Origin of the sequence: Collinsella sp. CLA-AA-H302, from assembly GCF_040093305.1 — a bacterium.
Taxonomy (GTDB): Bacteria; Actinomycetota; Coriobacteriia; order Coriobacteriales; family Coriobacteriaceae; genus Collinsella.
This window is the reverse complement of record NZ_JBBNJW010000002.1, coordinates 26,052-40,845: the sequence shown is the minus strand read 5'-3', so window position 1 is coordinate 40,845 and position 14,794 is coordinate 26,052. Positions and strand designations below refer to the sequence as shown.

The window sequence follows — 14,794 nt, the reverse complement described above, 5'->3', positions numbered from 1 at the left end:
TTTCGACTGGTCTATATCGCAGATACTATCGCAGAAAATTGTTTCCGCAGGGTTAAAGCGTATCAAGCGCTCAAAAAACGTGCGTGAAAAGGCCGTTGCGAGCGAGGGGCTAGCGCGAGGTTGAAGCGCGGTGTTCGATGTGGCCAGGGATCTCGATGCGCTTGGGAGCCAACCTTGCGGCCTCGCCCACCGTGGTGGTGACGACGTCGATGCGCTCGGACAGGCGCTCGACTACGCGCTCGGCAATGGTGAGGGTGTCCTGCGCGGCCGTGGTCACACCGCCAAAGAGCACGTGGTTCCAGGGGTAATCGTCAAACGTCGCGATCTTGAGACCCGCCGGCAGCGAGGGACCCAGCTGCGCCAGCGCCTCGGTCAGACGCAGAAAGACCAGGCCGTTGACGGCAATGAGGCCGAGCTTTTTACCCGCATAGCCGCGGATGGTCTCGTCCAAGCGGCCAACGCCCGTGGCGCCACCATCGGCCAGGGTGACAACCTCGCCCGCAAGGCCGCGTCGCGAAAGCTCGTCGACAAAGGCCTCGGCGCGCTCGCGACGCACGGGACTGTCGTCGCTTGCCTCGGTGAGCAGGCACAGACGTTCGCTGCCCGCAGCGGCCAAGGCGTCTACCAGGCCAGCGACCAGCTCACGGTTGTTGGAGGTCACCAGATCAATGCCACCAGCGGCAACGTCGCGGTCGAGCAGCACGACGGGCAGGCGCCCCGCGGCTGCGGCGATCGCCTCGTCGTTGCCGCCGCAGGTATTGACGACCAGACCGTCCACGCCGGCATCGATAAGCCTGGTGAGCGACTCCGCTTCCTTGGCAGGGTCGTTGCCGCTAATGGCCGTCATGAGCGAGCAGCCGCGCGCGGCGGCGCTGGCGGAAAGGCCCTCGAGCATGGCGCTGGAGAACGGATTGGCGATGTCGGCCAGGATCACGCCGATGAGGTTGGTGCGCGAGCTGCGCAGATTGCGCGCGGCGGCGCGAGGGCGATAGCCGGTGCGCTCGATAACCGCCGCGATGCGAGCACGGGTTTCCTCGGTCATTTGCCCGGGGCGGTTATTGAGATAGCGCGAGACCGTGGCTGGGCTCACGCCCGCCTCGGCGGCAATGTCCTTAATTCTCATCTGCGCCATAGCGCACCCCGTTTCCCAATCTCGGCGGTCTGAGCCATTTTAGGCATTTTTAAAAATCTCGCTTGCAAAACGCTGTAGGTGAGCAGCGTCGTTTTTGCGTCTCGAGCAGATGCGATGATGGTCTAGATAGACGAGTCTTTAGGCAGCTCAAAGTAGTCGGGATGCAAGGCGATAACCGGGCCCTGCTCCTCGGGCATCAGGTGCAAGTGCGTCTCGGCCAGATAGCTCGCCGTGTCGGTATCGCCCCTCTTAATGGCCTCGAGAATCCGGCGATGCTGCCGACGAATCGGCTCCCAATCCAAATCCTGCGACACCATACGCAACCAGTTGTATCGCTCAAAATGCGTGTTGATGCTCTTCATCCAATCCCACAACATGTGACGACCGGCAATCTCAAAACACGTCTCATGGAACAGGTTGTCCAGATCGAAAAAGCGACGCGTTTCGCTATGGTCGAGCGACTCGGACTCGGTAAGAATCTGCTCAAGCCGCTGCTTTTGCTCGGGCGAGGCGGCCGAACAGCATTTAATAAGCACGCTTCTCTCGAGCTTCTCGCGCAAGAAACAGGCGTTCTCGGCGCGCTCCATGCTGATTTTTGAGACATAGGTGCCGCTTTTGGGACGCGTTTCCACCAGCTCCTGCTCGCGCAGGCGCACAAAGGACTCGCGAATGGGCGTGCGCCCGATTCCCGTCTCCTTTTCCAGACCAATCGCCGAAAGGCGCGTGCCGGGCTTGAGCTCGGCATAGATAATCTTGGAGCGCAGTGCGTTGTATGCCTGATCTTGCAGGCTCTGATAATGCTGGTGTTGTTCCATAAAGCCCTCGGATGAAGCCCACGGTTTGTCGAATTCCACCACGTAATACTATCGCATCGACACGCCCCAGTTCCCAATCAGTCTTTTTGGGACGGGGCTCTTTTAGCTACCCTGGCCCGCAGATCGGCCCCCTTGCCACAAAAGTGGCCCATCTACTACGTTAACACGGACAGCCTCGGCCATACCGAAAACCGTGAAAACAAAACCGCAGGTAGACAGCTTGTCGATTTTCGAAAAAGCCGACTATGGTTGACCCCTGCGGCTTAAACGTAGTAGATAGGCCCTTTTCGTGACGCAGCACTACCGCACCCCAAATTGGCACCCCGAGCCTGTTATAAGTTGCTGTGAAATACGGACGGTTGATAATCAAGGGTTGATAATCAAGGCGCGCTATACGGCTTGCTATATTTCACTATACTTTGCCGTACGTCGCTATACTTTGCTATAACTTGACAATAATCGGCCCGTTACCATCCGGGATATAACGGACCCCAAGCCAACGCTGGCTTGGGGTCTATCTTGTACCATGGCTCTTTTGGACTATGAGCGCTCGTATTTCGTGGCCCGCCCGGTTCCCTGCCTTACGATTGCATTCCGTTCAAGCAGAGATTCGAGTGCCGCCAACGTCCGCATGCGGCTCAGCCCCGTCTGTTTTTCAATCTCGCTTCGCGACATAATTCGCCCGCCCGACAAGGCATTGAGAACCTGGATCTCTTCCTCGGACCCTTCAAAGGCATCGGTAGCGGGCAATGTGACGGCCACCATGCCGCCGCGAACATCAAAAATTGGTTGATTGATCGAATCGCGATAGGCACGTCTAATGCGCGCGATTCCCGTGCCAAATTTCTCGATGTAATCCAGCTTTAAAAAGACCTCGGCGACAATTGGGTTTCTGAGCACGGATATCTGCCCATACAGGTATTGTTCCGTCGTCAAACCGGCAGGCAGTGATCCGGGCGAAGTCACAACAACACGATCGTCGTACAAGGCAATTTGGACATTCGCTCGAACGTCCCACGTCCGATGCACCAAAGCGTTTGCAACAGCTTCGCGGAATGCCTCAAGAGAAATTCGATCGGTTTGGACGCGCTCCATCCCTTCGATACGCTCAAAACGGTAGTAGCGTGCAAACATAGCCACCGCCCTGTCCACCTGCTCAATTGCGGATACATTTGTCGCCGTCTCACGGTCCAAGATCACATCCTCGGTATCGCCAAAACGGACGCAGTCGATGCCCGGAAAATCATTCTTATCCGCCAAAATCGCCGCAGCGTTGGTATAGCCATCTTTGCCGAGCAAGCGAAGCGTGCGCATAATATCCGGCGTTAGCTCGGAAATGCCGAGATGTTCAACACACTTATGCTCGAGCGTGTGAAAACTCAAGTCCTGGCGAGCCGACGTGAGCGCGTCGAACGTTACGTTGCTGCCTTCGAGCGTCAGCCTGCCATACTCAAACCGGTCGACCTCCACCGTTGCCGAATCGTTTCGCCTGTAGGCCTTTCCCTTGCTTCGATAGGGTTTGTCCTGGCCCTCATAAACCGTAAGGATTACGGTCCCGTGTTTCTCATCGCGCTCGAGCGTGTAACGGGGAGCGGGATCCAAGCTGTCATTAATCATGTTCTCGATGCGGAGACACTCTGCGACCGGATCTGCAAGGCCGACAGCCACGCCCTCGTCATCAACGCCAAACTCAATCTTGCCTGTCCCGTAGTTTGCATAGGCGCTCACCGTTTTAAGAAACGTCGGCGTAACGCTTTCCTTGTATTCGGCTGTAGGGTTCTCTCTAACAACCATATGCACAACCCTCTCGTTTCGTACCATTCATAACCGTATTATAAGACGAAACCCGTTTGCGTACTGATTTATCAAAGACGCAAACGGTTTTCGTCTTTATTTGCGTACGGAATTAAGACGCGTAATTTCGCTTTCGTATGGCTCAATACCGGACACAGACTGTTTTCGTCTGTCAATACGTCTGCAATCCAAACGAAAAGAGCCCCGAGCTCGTATGAACTCGGGGCTCTTTGTGCCGCACATCTATGAGAGGAGAAATTCGATGCGTACGGGCGCTACTCCATGAAGCCGCAATGGTGCGATGGGGCCAGGTTTACATGCACCAAGTTGGTGCAAAGTAACCTGTCCCCATGCACCAAGGGGCTGATTAGAGCTCGCAGGCAACCTTGTAGCCATCGCCGATGGCATCGCGGATGTTGCCGCACTTGTTGGCATCGCCCAGCACGTGGGTGGCAACACCGGCAGCGGCAAGGTCGTCGGCCAACTTGGTATTGGGACGATAGCCCATGGCGAGCACCAGCGTATCGGCATCGGCGATGGTGTGGGCCTCGCCATCCTTCTCGTAGCTGATGGCATCCTCGGTGATCTCGGTCACCTTGGCCTCGGTTAGCACGTGGACGCCCTTGGAGAGCATGCGCGTGATGAGCACCGCGCGACCGGCACCACCCTCGTTGGCGGCGAGCGTCTTGGTCATCTCGATGACGGTGACGACGCGATTGGCCGGCGACAGATCGTTGACCAGTGGGGCCAGGTAGTCGGCCGTCTCGCAACCGACGGTGCCGCCGCCCACGATGACAATCTTCTTGCCCGGGAAGGCCTTGCCACCCAGCAGGTCGTCGGCCGTCATGACCTGCTTAAATCCCTGCATGAAGGCCGGGGCGATGGGCTCGGCGCCATAAGCCAGGACAACCTCGTAGCCCGCGTAGTCGCGCTGAATGTCCTCGGCCGAAAGCTCGGTACCAAAGACGCACTTCACGCCCGCCTCAGCAAGACGGCGATACTGGTACTTGATCACGCGGGTGAGTTCCTGCTTTGCCGGCGGAACGGCCGCGATGCGCATCTCGCCGCCCGGTTCGTCCTGCTTGTCCACGAGCACCACGTTATGGCCGCGCTTAGCGGCAATGTAGGCTGCCTCCATGCCCGCAGGACCAGCGCCCACAACCAGTACGTTCTTGGCCTCGGCGGCAGGCTCGTAGCCGGCCTCATCGCGCTCCACGTCCGGGTTGACGGTGCAGGAGATGCGCTTGCCAAACATAATGCCGTTCAGGCAGCGCAGACAGCCAATGCAGGGGCGGATGTCGTCGGCGTTGCCGGCAGCGGCTTTGTTGCAGAACTCGGCATCACACAGATTGGCGCGACCCATCATGCAGATATCGGCAGCACCGTCCTCGATCAGCTCCTCGGCGATCCAGGCCTCGTTGATGCGGCCGACGGTGGCGACGGGAATGTTGACATGCTTTTTGATCTCACGCGAGCAGGCGGCGTGCGAGGCCTGCTGGGTACCGGCAGCAGGAATCGCGGAGCCGCGCTTGATAGTAGTGCCGCCCGACACATGAATCATGTCGACACCGGCCTTCTCCAGGCGACGCGAGACGTAGATCATGTCGTTGAGGGTCAGGCCGCCATCGGTGTACTCATCGCCCGAAATGCGGACGTCGATGATAAAGTCCTTGCCGCAGCGCTCGCGAATCTCGGCGATGACTTCGAGCAGGAAGCGCATGCGGGCGTCGAGCGAGCCGCCGTACTCGTCGGTGCGCTTGTTGTAGAGCGGAGTCAAAAAGCCGCCGAGCATACCGTGGGCGTGCGCCGCATGGACTTCGACGCCATCGACGCCGGCCTTTTGCATGCGCACGGCAGCGTCGCCAAACTGATGCGTGAGCTCGTGGATCTCATCGACCGTGATAGGGCGCGGTGCCTCGCGGGCGTAAGACGGGCCCACAAAGGACGGGGCGATCAGACGCGGCGTGCCCGGAATGTTAAAGGCCATGTAGGCGGGGTGGAAGAGCTGCGGCATGATCTTGCAGCCGTACTCGTGAACGGCCGCGGCGAGCTTTTCCCAGCCGGGGATAAACGTGTCGTCGTAGCAGCACATGTCACCCGGCAGATAGGTATAGGTGGGCTCGACCGTCACGACCTCGGTAATGATGAGGCCCACGCCGCCCTTGGCGCGGGCACGGTAATGATCGACCAAGTCGTCGGTCACATAGCCGTGATCGGCCAGGTTGGTAGATACCGGCGGCATAAAGACGCGGTTCTTGACCTCGGTCGTACCGACCTTGATCGGGCTAAAGAGCATCGGGTAGGCGGAGGACTCCATACAGGCTTCCTTTCGTTTGAGCCGCTCGGCGGCAGTTGCTAACGTACTTATCGTATCAGCAAACGCCGTATCCGCAGTCAAACATGTCCAAACGCCGGTCGGCTAATGAATACCGCGGCCCAAGTCTTCGGCGATTTTATCCACGCCCTTAAGTGCAGCGCAGGTCTTTTTGTTGGAGCAATGTCCCGTGCAAACGCCGCCCTGAGCGCAGTCGGCGCAGGTGCCCTTGCGATAGATGCGCACACACACTGCGACAAACGCAATGCCGATAACAGCCAGTACAACAATATCGATAGGTGCCATAGCAAGCCTCCTCTAGTTAACCACCACTTACTTTACCCCATTCTTCATCTGGAAAATAGGGACAGGTTTATTATGGTCGGTTTTATCTGCGGAAACGCCACATCTCTACTTCTGGTGCAGATGAACCTGACACCTTTGCACCAAAAAACCCGGGGGTCGCTGGGACACCCGGGCTTTTGGAAAGGGGCTAATCCTTATTCGGACTTAGGCGGAAACCGCGGCAGAAGTGTTGTTGGTCTCGTCCTCGTCGGTCCAAACATGCTTAGGCATGGGACGGAAGATCTGGAAGAGCATCGCCACCAGCAGCACGATGGCCACAACCGTCCAGATACCAAACTGTCCAAGAACAAACAGATTGTAGAACTGGTTGATGAACAGGCCGATGACCCAGGCAAAGGCGCATTCGTAGCCAATGGCGATAGCGGTCCACTTGCCGGAGTCCATCTGGTTGCGGATGGTGCCCATGGCGGCAAAGCACGGAGCGCACAGCAGGTTGAAGGCGCCAAAGGCAACGCAAGCGCCCATGGTCGGGAACATGGCGGCAAACGCGGTCCACAGGCTCGGGTCGGTCTCGGCGGCGTCGGCAACGGACAGCAGCGAGCCGGCGGTGGCGACGACGTTCTCCTTGGCGACAAGGCCCGAGACGGTCAGTGCCGTGGCCTGCCAGGTGCTAAAGCCGAGCGGGGCGAAGATCCAAGCGACAAGGTTGCCGAGCATGGCAAGCACGGAGTAATCCATGAACTCCTCGGGGATGCCCTCCATCGCAGGCAGGAAGCCAAAGGAGCCGTTGTAGCTACCAAAGTTGGAGAGGAACCATACCACGACGGTGGAAGCGAAGATGACCGTACCGGCCTTCTTGATAAAGGCCCAGCAGCGCTCCCACACGTGCAGTGCCCAAGAACGGATCGCCGGGAAGTGGTAGGCCGGGAGCTCCATAACAAACGGCGTCGGGCGACCGGCGAAGAGCTTGGTCTTCTTGAGCATGAGGCCCGAAGCGATGACGGCAAAGACGCCCAGGAAGTAGAAGAGCGGGCTGATCCACGCGGCGGTGGTGGAAGAGTCGCCGATGATGGAGCCCATGAGCAGGGCAATGATCGGCAGCTTGGCGCCACAGGGAATGAACGTGGTGGTCATGACCGTCATGCGGCGGTCCTTCTCGTTCTCGATGGTCTTGGTGGCCATGACGCCGGGGACGCCGCAGCCCGAGGACACGAGCATGGGGATGAAGGACTTACCGGACAGGCCAAAGCGGCGGAACACGCGGTCCATGATGAAGGCGACACGGGCCATGTAGCCGCAGTCCTCCAGGAATGACAGCATCACGAACAGCAGGAACATCTGCGGGACGAAGCCAAAGATGGCGCCCAGGCCGCCGACGATGCCGTCGCAGACCAGCGAATCGACCAGGCCGCCGTCCTCGGTGCCGCCCGCCACGAGGGCGTCGTGCACCACGGTGGTGATACCCGGGACATAGGGACCATACTCGGCCGGGTCGACCGAGTCGGCGTCGTCGCCCGCGGCCTCGACGGCCTCATCGTAAGCATCGCGGCCCTGACCGAGCACGTACCAACCGTCGGTGCCGAAGAGCTGGTCGTTGGTGAAGTCGGTCACCGTACCGCCCAGGGTGGAAACGGCAATGTAGTACACGCAGAACATGATGACCACGAAGATCGGCAGGCCCAGGATACGGTTGGTAACCACGCGGTCGATCTTCTCGGAGGTGCTCATCTTGGCCGGAGCCTTGGTGAGGCACTCGTCGATGATGTGGGCGATCACGCCGTAGCGCTCGCCGGTGATGATGGACTCGGCATCGTCGTCGCAATCCTGCTCGCACTGGGCGACCAGCTGCTCAACGCGATCGGTCTTCTCCTTGGTGAGGTTGATGAGCTTGCAGGCGTCCGCATCGCGCTCAAACAGCTTGACGGCGTAGTAGCGACGCTTGTTGGCGGGAACGCTCGCCGGCAGATTGTTCTCGATATGATCCAGAACGTCCTCGATGGAAGAATCGAACTTGTGCTCCGGCACCTGTCCCTTGGTGGCAGCGGACTTCTTGACCTGCTCGAACAGCTCGTTGATACCCTTGTTCTTAAGGGCCGAGATCATCATGACCGGGCAGCCGAGCTTCTTGGAAAGCTTGTCCGTGTCAATCTTGTCGCCGTTCTTCTCGACCAAGTCGGCCATGTTGAGGGCGACGACCACGGGCAGACCGGTCTCGATGACCTGGAGTGCCAGATACAGGTTGCGCTCCAGGTTGGTGGCGTCGACAACCTGGACGACCACGTCGGGCTCGCCGCTCATGAGGTAATCGCGCGAGCATTGCTCCTCGGGGCTGTAGGGGGAAAGCGAGTAGATGCCGGGGAGGTCCGTAATCGTGACGCTCTTGTCGCTCAGGAGCTTGGCTTCCTTTTTCTCAACCGTGACGCCGGGCCAGTTGCCAACGTAGCCGTTGGCGCCGGTGATCAGGTTGAAAAGCGTGGTCTTGCCGCAGTTGGGGTTACCCGCCAGCGCGACATGGATCTGAGAATCCGCCATTCAATCCTTCTTCCTTGTGTGCCCGCGCTGCTTTCTCCGCGCGGGCTGGATAATGTGCTTCAACACTGCATTATTGAGTTAGAAAAAACTAACTTTATCTGCAGAAATATGTGCCGCCGGCCCTTACTGGACCTCGACGACGGCAGCCTCCTCCTTGCGGATGGAGAGCTCGTAGCCGCGCACGTTGATCTCGACCGGATCTCCGAGCGGTGCAACCTTTACGACCTTGAACGAAGTGCCCTTGATGAGCCCCAGGTCCATAAGGTGACGGCGAAGTGCGCCCTCGCCGTGAAGCTTGACGATGGTAGAGCTCTCGCCCACCTTAACGTCACCCAACGTCTTCATATTCTTTTCCCCCTTTCAGCTTTTATGGAATGCTGCGAACTAACCGACGGTCATGATGTGCATGGCGACCTTGGTATCGATACCAAAGCGTGCGCCCAGCACGGTGACGATGATATTGGCGCCACTCGAGCTCACCACGTGAACCTCGCTGCCCTCGACAAAGCCGAGGTCCTTGAGGTGGTGCTTCATGTCCTCATTGCCTTTTACACGAGACACGTGCACGGTTTCGCCCGCTTTTACCATCGAAAGCGGCATAGCCGGCATCTGCGGTCCGCAAGACATGAGTGAGCTCCTAACGTCAGTTCGTCCTCAACATCGACGCAGCAAAAGTTAACCACGTCTATGTTCGCTACAGTAAACTAGCACGTGGCTAACTTTTTGGAAAGGGTCCCTATTCAGTTTTCGGAAAAGTTTCCTATATGCAACAAAGAAAGATGTGACAAAGGGACTGTCCCTTCGTCACATTGTTGCGCTTTAGAGCGAGAGGTTTCTGATCGACGTGACGCACGAGGCCTCGTCCACGCCCGAAACGCGGAACACGATGTCCTCGCCGCATTCGCCGTAGAGCGCCATGAGCCCCATCACATCGCGACCGTCGGTATGGCGCTCGCCGATACTGACCGACACGTCGCTACGGTGCTTGGCAATGATGTCGTAGAGCAGCGCAACCGGGCGGGCATGCAGTCCCAACGGATCTTTAATCGTCTTTGTAAACTCGACCATGTCCCCTCCCGCGGCATCGCACATTCGGCCGGCAAACCCAGCCACGTGGTAGTTATTGTAGCGTTAGATGCTTGTTGAGGTCCGGCAGAAGTTCGACCGGAAACTGTGTCTCGTTATTTGGTTGGATTCTGGGTCGCACTTTCCCAAAGGGCCCTGTTCGGGAAACCGTATCCCGTTCTGGACGTAAATTCTGGGATGCAGTTTCCGCGACGCCCGGCCCCCAAGCCCTCGAAACATCGACGCATAAAAAACGAGGGAAGGCACGCGTCCTTCCCTCGTTACAGGCACTATGTAGCCGCTCGCCTACATCAGACGCAGGCTGACGTCCTTGAGCTGGGCGCCGGAAACGGCACTCGGGGCGCCCGACATGAGGTCGGAGCCGCTGGCCGTCTTGGGGAACGCCATGACGTCGCGGATGGAATCGGAACCGGTGAGCAGCATGCATACGCGGTCCAGGCCCAGGGCGAAGCCGCCCATCGGGGGCGCACCAAACTTGAGAGCCTCCATGAGGAAGCCGAACTGCGACTCGGCGCGCTCCTCGGTAAAGCCCAGGAGCTTGAGCATGGACATCTGCATCTCGGCGTTGTGAATACGCATACCGCCGCCGCCGGCCTCAAAGCCGTCCATGACAAAGTCGTAGGTGCAGGAACCGGCTGCCAGCGGGTCGGCCTCGATCTTGGCGATGTCGGTCTCGGTCGGCAGGGTAAAGGGCTGGTGCTCGGCAGCATAGGCCTTGCGATCCTCGTCCCAGTGGAACAGCGGGAAGTTGACGACCCATAGGAAGTCGTGGCCCTCGCGCTTGATCTCGAGCGCGTTAGCCATGTGGGAACGCATGCCGCCCAGGATCTCGTCAGAGAGCAGGCGCGGACCGGCGGCAAACATCACAAGGTCGCCGGGCTCGACGCCCATGCGCTCACGCAGAGCCGCCATCTCCTCGTCCGAGAAGAACTTGACGATGGGGCTGTTGATGGAGCCGTCCTCACGGAAGGCGATCCAGGCCAGGCCCTTAGCGCCAAACGTGGAGGCCACGCCGGCGAGCTTATCGATCTTGGCACGGGCCCAGGCACCGGCACCCTTGGCGTTGATGGCCTTGACGACGGAACCCTCCTCGTTTGCGGCGGTCGCAAAGACCTTGAACTTGGAGTTGGCAAAGATGTCGGTCAGGTCGACCAGGTGCATGCCGTAGCGGGTATCGGGCTTGTCGGAGCCATAGGTGTCCATGGCCTCCCAGTAGTCCATGCGACGCAGCGGCGTGGGCATCTCGACGCCCATGCGGCCGAAGGCATCGGCCAGGACCTCTTCGAGCGCGCTCATAACGTCGTTCTGGTCCACGAAGGACATCTCGATATCGACCTGGGTGAACTCGGGCTGACGGTCGGCACGCAGGTCCTCGTCGCGGAAGCACTTGGCAACCTGATAGTAGCGCTCGACGCCACCGACCATAAGCAGCTGCTTCAGGAGCTGCGGGGACTGCGGCAGGGCGTAGAAGTTGCCCGGCTGGATGCGGCTGGGGACGATGAAGTCGCGGGCGCCCTCGGGCGTGGACTTAAACAGGGAGGGCGTCTCGACCTCCATGAACTCACGGTTGTGCAGCGCCTCGCGAATGGCAAAGGTAAAGTCGGAGCGCAGCTTGAGGTTGGCCATCATCTCGGGACGACGGAGGTCCAGATAGCGATAGCGCAGGCGGGTGTCCTCGCTGGTCTCGATGCCGTCCTCGATCTGGAACGGCGGGGTGACGGAAGTGTTGAGCACCTCGGCATGATCGGTCAGGACCTCGATCTCGCCGGTCGCGAGCTTGGTGTTGGTGGTCTCCTCGCCACGGGCGCGCACGACGCCATGGATCTTGATGGGCCACTCGGGACGCATAGTCTCGGCGATCTTAAAAGCGTCGCCGTCGGAGTGCTCGGGGTCGAAGGTGAGCTGCGTGATGCCCTCGCGGTCGCGAAGGTCGCAGAAGATAAGACCGCCGTGGTCGCGGCGACGGCTCACCCAACCGGTGAGGGTGACCTCTTCGCCCACGTTCTCGCGGCGAAGCTCGCCGCAGGTACGGGTGTGCATGGAATGCTCGTCGATGGGACGGGTCTGGCTCATACCAGTGATCCTCCTTTATGGATCTGTGCCGCCCCGTGTCGTTCCGGGCGGCGTCGTACAGATTTGCCCGGCCTGCGTAAACCGCGCAGCCAGACATGGCGTTCTATCTTATCGCACCTGTGTCGATGTGCCGCGGAAAAGTAGCTCCTGCCCAAAGACTTGACGGAGACGAAACAATTGACGCGCCGTGGCCGTCGCCAAGGCGCGCCACGTGCGACAATGTGCCCCAATACAACTGCACTCGGAAAGGCCCGCCATGACTGCACGCCTCATCGTTATGGATATCGACTCCACGCTCATCAACCAGGAGGTCATCGACCTGTTGGGCGAGGAGGCCGGCGTGGGCGAGCAAGTGGCGCAGATCACTGAGCGCGCCATGCGCGGCGAGCTCGACTTTAAGCAGGCGCTCGAGGAGCGCGTGGGGCTGCTTGCCGGCTTGGACGAGAGCGTGTTCGAGCGCACCTTTGAGCGCGTGACGTTTACCCCCGGCGCGCTGGAGCTTGTGCGCACGGCGCACAGCAAGGGCTGGAAGGTCGGCGTGGTGAGCGGCGGCTTTCACGAGGTCGCCGACAAGATCGTGGCTGCCGCGGGTATCGACTTTTGCTTGGCCAATCGTCTGGAGGTCGTGGACGGTCAGCTCACCGGTAAGCTGGCGGCAGACATTGTGACCAAGGAGTCCAAGCTCATCCAGCTGCTGGATTGGGCGGTTGAGTGCGGCGTCGACATGGCCCATACCGTCGCTATTGGCGACGGGGCAAACGACATCCCCATGATCCAGGCCGCAGGCACGGGCATCGCGTTTTGTGCCAAGCCCAAGACGCGCGAGGCCGCCCCGTTTGCCATCGACGAGCGCAACCTGATGCTCGCCATGGACATCATCCTGCGCGACTAGCCGATTCGTCTAACAATTGAATCAGTCTGTCCTATAGTTTCCGAACAATTTTGTCTTAGTGTTCGGAAATATACCCTTTGAGTGCTAGACTTTGCGCCGTCGAAGGGAACATATATGGATAAGCGAGATCTTGAGCAGCTGCTGAGCGATGTTGCTGGCGGATCAGTCACCCCTGCCGACGCGCTCACGCGCATCCAGACGGCTCCGACCGCCGATTTGGGCTTTGCGCAGCTCGATCTTTCGCGCGGAGTGCGCCAGGGAGCCGGCGAGGTTGTCTACGGCGCCGGTAAAACCGCCGAGCAAATTGCCGCCATTATCAAAGCATTACTCGATGCAGACCAGGAGCGCATCCTGGTCACACGCTTGAACGACGAAAAGGCAGCCCGCACCTCGGAGCTCCTCGGCAACGACATCGACCTGGGATATGTCCCGGACGCCCAGCTCGCCCTCGTGGGTGGCAAGCCCTCCCCCACCGGCAACGGACGCATCGTCGTCGCCTGCGCCGGCACGAGCGACCTGCCCGTCGCCGAAGAGGCGGCACTGACGGCCGAGTTCTACGGCAACGAGGTCGATCGCCTCTACGACGTAGGTGTCGCCGGCCTGCACCGCCTGCTCGCTCATGCCGAGGAACTTGCCCAGGCACAGGTGGTCATCGCCATCGCCGGCATGGAAGGCGCCCTTGCGAGCGTCATCGGCGGCCTGGTGAGTTGTCCGGTCATCGCCGTCCCCACCAGCGTGGGCTATGGCGCGAGCTTTGGCGGCGTGGCCGCACTGCTCGCCATGCTCAACTCCTGTGCCAGCGGCGTTTCGGTCGTCAATATCGACAACGGCTTTGGTGCCGCCTACCAGGCAAGTCTTATCAATCATCTGAGCGCCGGCACACCCTGCGCCCGTTAAGGAGCATTCCATGTCAAATCATCAGCGCACGCTTATCATCGACGGCACCTCGGGCATCAGCGGCGACATGACCGTCGCGGCCCTGCTCGACCTGGGCGCCAGCGAGGAGCACCTGCGCGAACAACTCGCCACGCTGCCGGTCGACGGCTTTGAGATTGCCGTTTCACGCGTAAACAAGCATGGCATCGACGCCTGCGACTTTGACGTTCAGCTGGCAGAGGAGCTCGAGAACCACGACCACGATATGGCTTGGCTCTACGGCAACGAAGCGGCTGCCGAGCACACGCACGAGCATGAGCACCACCATCATGACCATAGCGAGCACGAACACGAGCACTGCCACGAGCACGAACGCGTGCACTGCCACGAGCATGATCATGAGGCCCACGACCATGGCCACGAGGACCATCATCACGCCCACCACCATCACCACCGTTCTTTGGCAGATGTCACCGCCATCATCGACGGCTCGCGGCTAAGCGATGGCGCCAAGCGTCGCGCGCTCGCCATCTTTACCGCGCTCGCCGCCGCTGAGGCCAAGGCTCACGGCAAGACGCCCGAGACCGTCATGTTCCACGAGGTGGGCGCCATCGACTCTATCGTCGATGTCTGCTCTGTCGCCATCTGCCTCGACGACCTGGGCGTTGAGGATATTGTGGTCGAATCGCTCTCCGAGGGCCACGGTACCATTCGTTGCGCCCACGGCCACATGCCCATTCCCGTCCCCGCTGTCGTCAACCTGTGCCAGGCAGGCAATATCGCTCTCGCGCCGGCACCGGTCACCGGCGAGCTCGTGACGCCCACGGGCGCCGCCATCGTCGACGCGCTACGCACGTCCGAGCACCTTCCGGTCCGTTACCGCATCGAGGCCGTCGGCTACGGCGCCGGCAAGCGCCCTTACGAGGGCTGCTCCGGCACGCTCCGCTGCCTGCTCGTTCACGCGGACGCATAGC

At 60.0% G+C, this 14,794-nt stretch carries 13 protein-coding genes; 3 read left to right on the top strand and 10 right to left on the bottom strand.

Annotated elements, in window-relative coordinates:
• Positions 1 to 109 precede the first annotated feature (109 nt).
• The 10 genes from AAAV21_RS01500 to aspS form a co-directional block, all read right to left on the bottom strand.
• On the bottom strand, positions 110 to 1,132 hold the full coding sequence (locus tag AAAV21_RS01500) for a LacI family DNA-binding transcriptional regulator (protein WP_349106941.1): 1,023 nt from the start codon (positions 1,130 to 1,132) through the stop codon (positions 110 to 112).
• A gap of 122 nt (positions 1,133 to 1,254) precedes the next feature.
• Complete coding sequence (locus AAAV21_RS01495; RefSeq protein ID WP_164473276.1) at positions 1,255 to 1,947, bottom strand: GntR family transcriptional regulator; 693 nt, start codon at positions 1,945 to 1,947, stop codon at positions 1,255 to 1,257.
• 540 nt (positions 1,948 to 2,487) lie between these two features.
• Positions 2,488 to 3,741, bottom strand: a complete 1,254-nt coding sequence (locus AAAV21_RS01490; RefSeq protein WP_349106938.1) for an ATP-binding protein — start codon at positions 3,739 to 3,741, stop codon at positions 2,488 to 2,490.
• A 367-nt stretch (positions 3,742 to 4,108) separates the two neighbouring features.
• A complete protein-coding gene (locus AAAV21_RS01485) occupies positions 4,109 to 6,058 on the bottom strand; it encodes an NAD(P)/FAD-dependent oxidoreductase (protein ID WP_349106936.1) in 1,950 nt (649 codons plus the stop codon).
• Between the two features lie 102 nt (positions 6,059 to 6,160).
• Positions 6,161 to 6,361: a hypothetical protein gene (locus AAAV21_RS01480; RefSeq protein ID WP_117634210.1), complete on the bottom strand. Its 201-nt coding sequence runs from the start codon at positions 6,359 to 6,361 to the stop codon at positions 6,161 to 6,163.
• 204 nt (positions 6,362 to 6,565) lie between these two features.
• The gene (locus AAAV21_RS01475; protein WP_349106934.1) at positions 6,566 to 8,893 is read right to left on the bottom strand and encodes a ferrous iron transporter B; all 2,328 of its coding nucleotides are present in this window, start codon (positions 8,891 to 8,893) and stop codon (positions 6,566 to 6,568) included.
• Between the two features lie 123 nt (positions 8,894 to 9,016).
• On the bottom strand, positions 9,017 to 9,238 hold the full coding sequence (locus AAAV21_RS01470) for a FeoA family protein (protein ID WP_006234774.1): 222 nt from the start codon (positions 9,236 to 9,238) through the stop codon (positions 9,017 to 9,019).
• Positions 9,239 to 9,277: 39 nt separating this feature from the next.
• Entirely contained in the window at positions 9,278 to 9,520 is a 243-nt protein-coding gene (locus tag AAAV21_RS01465) for a FeoA family protein (protein ID WP_231500839.1), read from the bottom strand.
• Between the two features lie 192 nt (positions 9,521 to 9,712).
• Positions 9,713 to 9,961 carry an HPr family phosphocarrier protein gene (locus AAAV21_RS01460; protein ID WP_158571684.1) on the bottom strand — a complete coding sequence of 83 codons (249 nt, stop codon included), beginning with the start codon at positions 9,959 to 9,961 and terminating at the stop codon, positions 9,713 to 9,715.
• A gap of 303 nt (positions 9,962 to 10,264) precedes the next feature.
• Complete coding sequence (aspS, locus tag AAAV21_RS01455; protein ID WP_117817672.1) at positions 10,265 to 12,052, bottom strand: aspartate--tRNA ligase; 1,788 nt, start codon at positions 12,050 to 12,052, stop codon at positions 10,265 to 10,267.
• A gap of 256 nt (positions 12,053 to 12,308) precedes the next feature.
• Here aspS and serB point away from each other — a divergent pair, with 256 nt between their 5' ends.
• The 3 genes from serB to AAAV21_RS01440 all read left to right on the top strand — a co-directional run bounded on the left by serB (position 12,309) and on the right by AAAV21_RS01440 (position 14,793).
• The gene (gene serB / locus AAAV21_RS01450; protein WP_349106931.1) at positions 12,309 to 12,944 is read left to right on the top strand and encodes a phosphoserine phosphatase SerB; all 636 of its coding nucleotides are present in this window, start codon (positions 12,309 to 12,311) and stop codon (positions 12,942 to 12,944) included.
• 114 nt (positions 12,945 to 13,058) lie between these two features.
• A complete protein-coding gene (gene larB, locus AAAV21_RS01445; RefSeq protein WP_349106928.1) occupies positions 13,059 to 13,841 on the top strand; it encodes a nickel pincer cofactor biosynthesis protein LarB in 783 nt (260 codons plus the stop codon).
• Positions 13,842 to 13,851: 10 nt separating this feature from the next.
• A complete protein-coding gene (locus AAAV21_RS01440) occupies positions 13,852 to 14,793 on the top strand; it encodes a LarC family nickel insertion protein (protein ID WP_349106926.1) in 942 nt (313 codons plus the stop codon).
• Position 14,794: the final 1 nt, after the last annotated feature.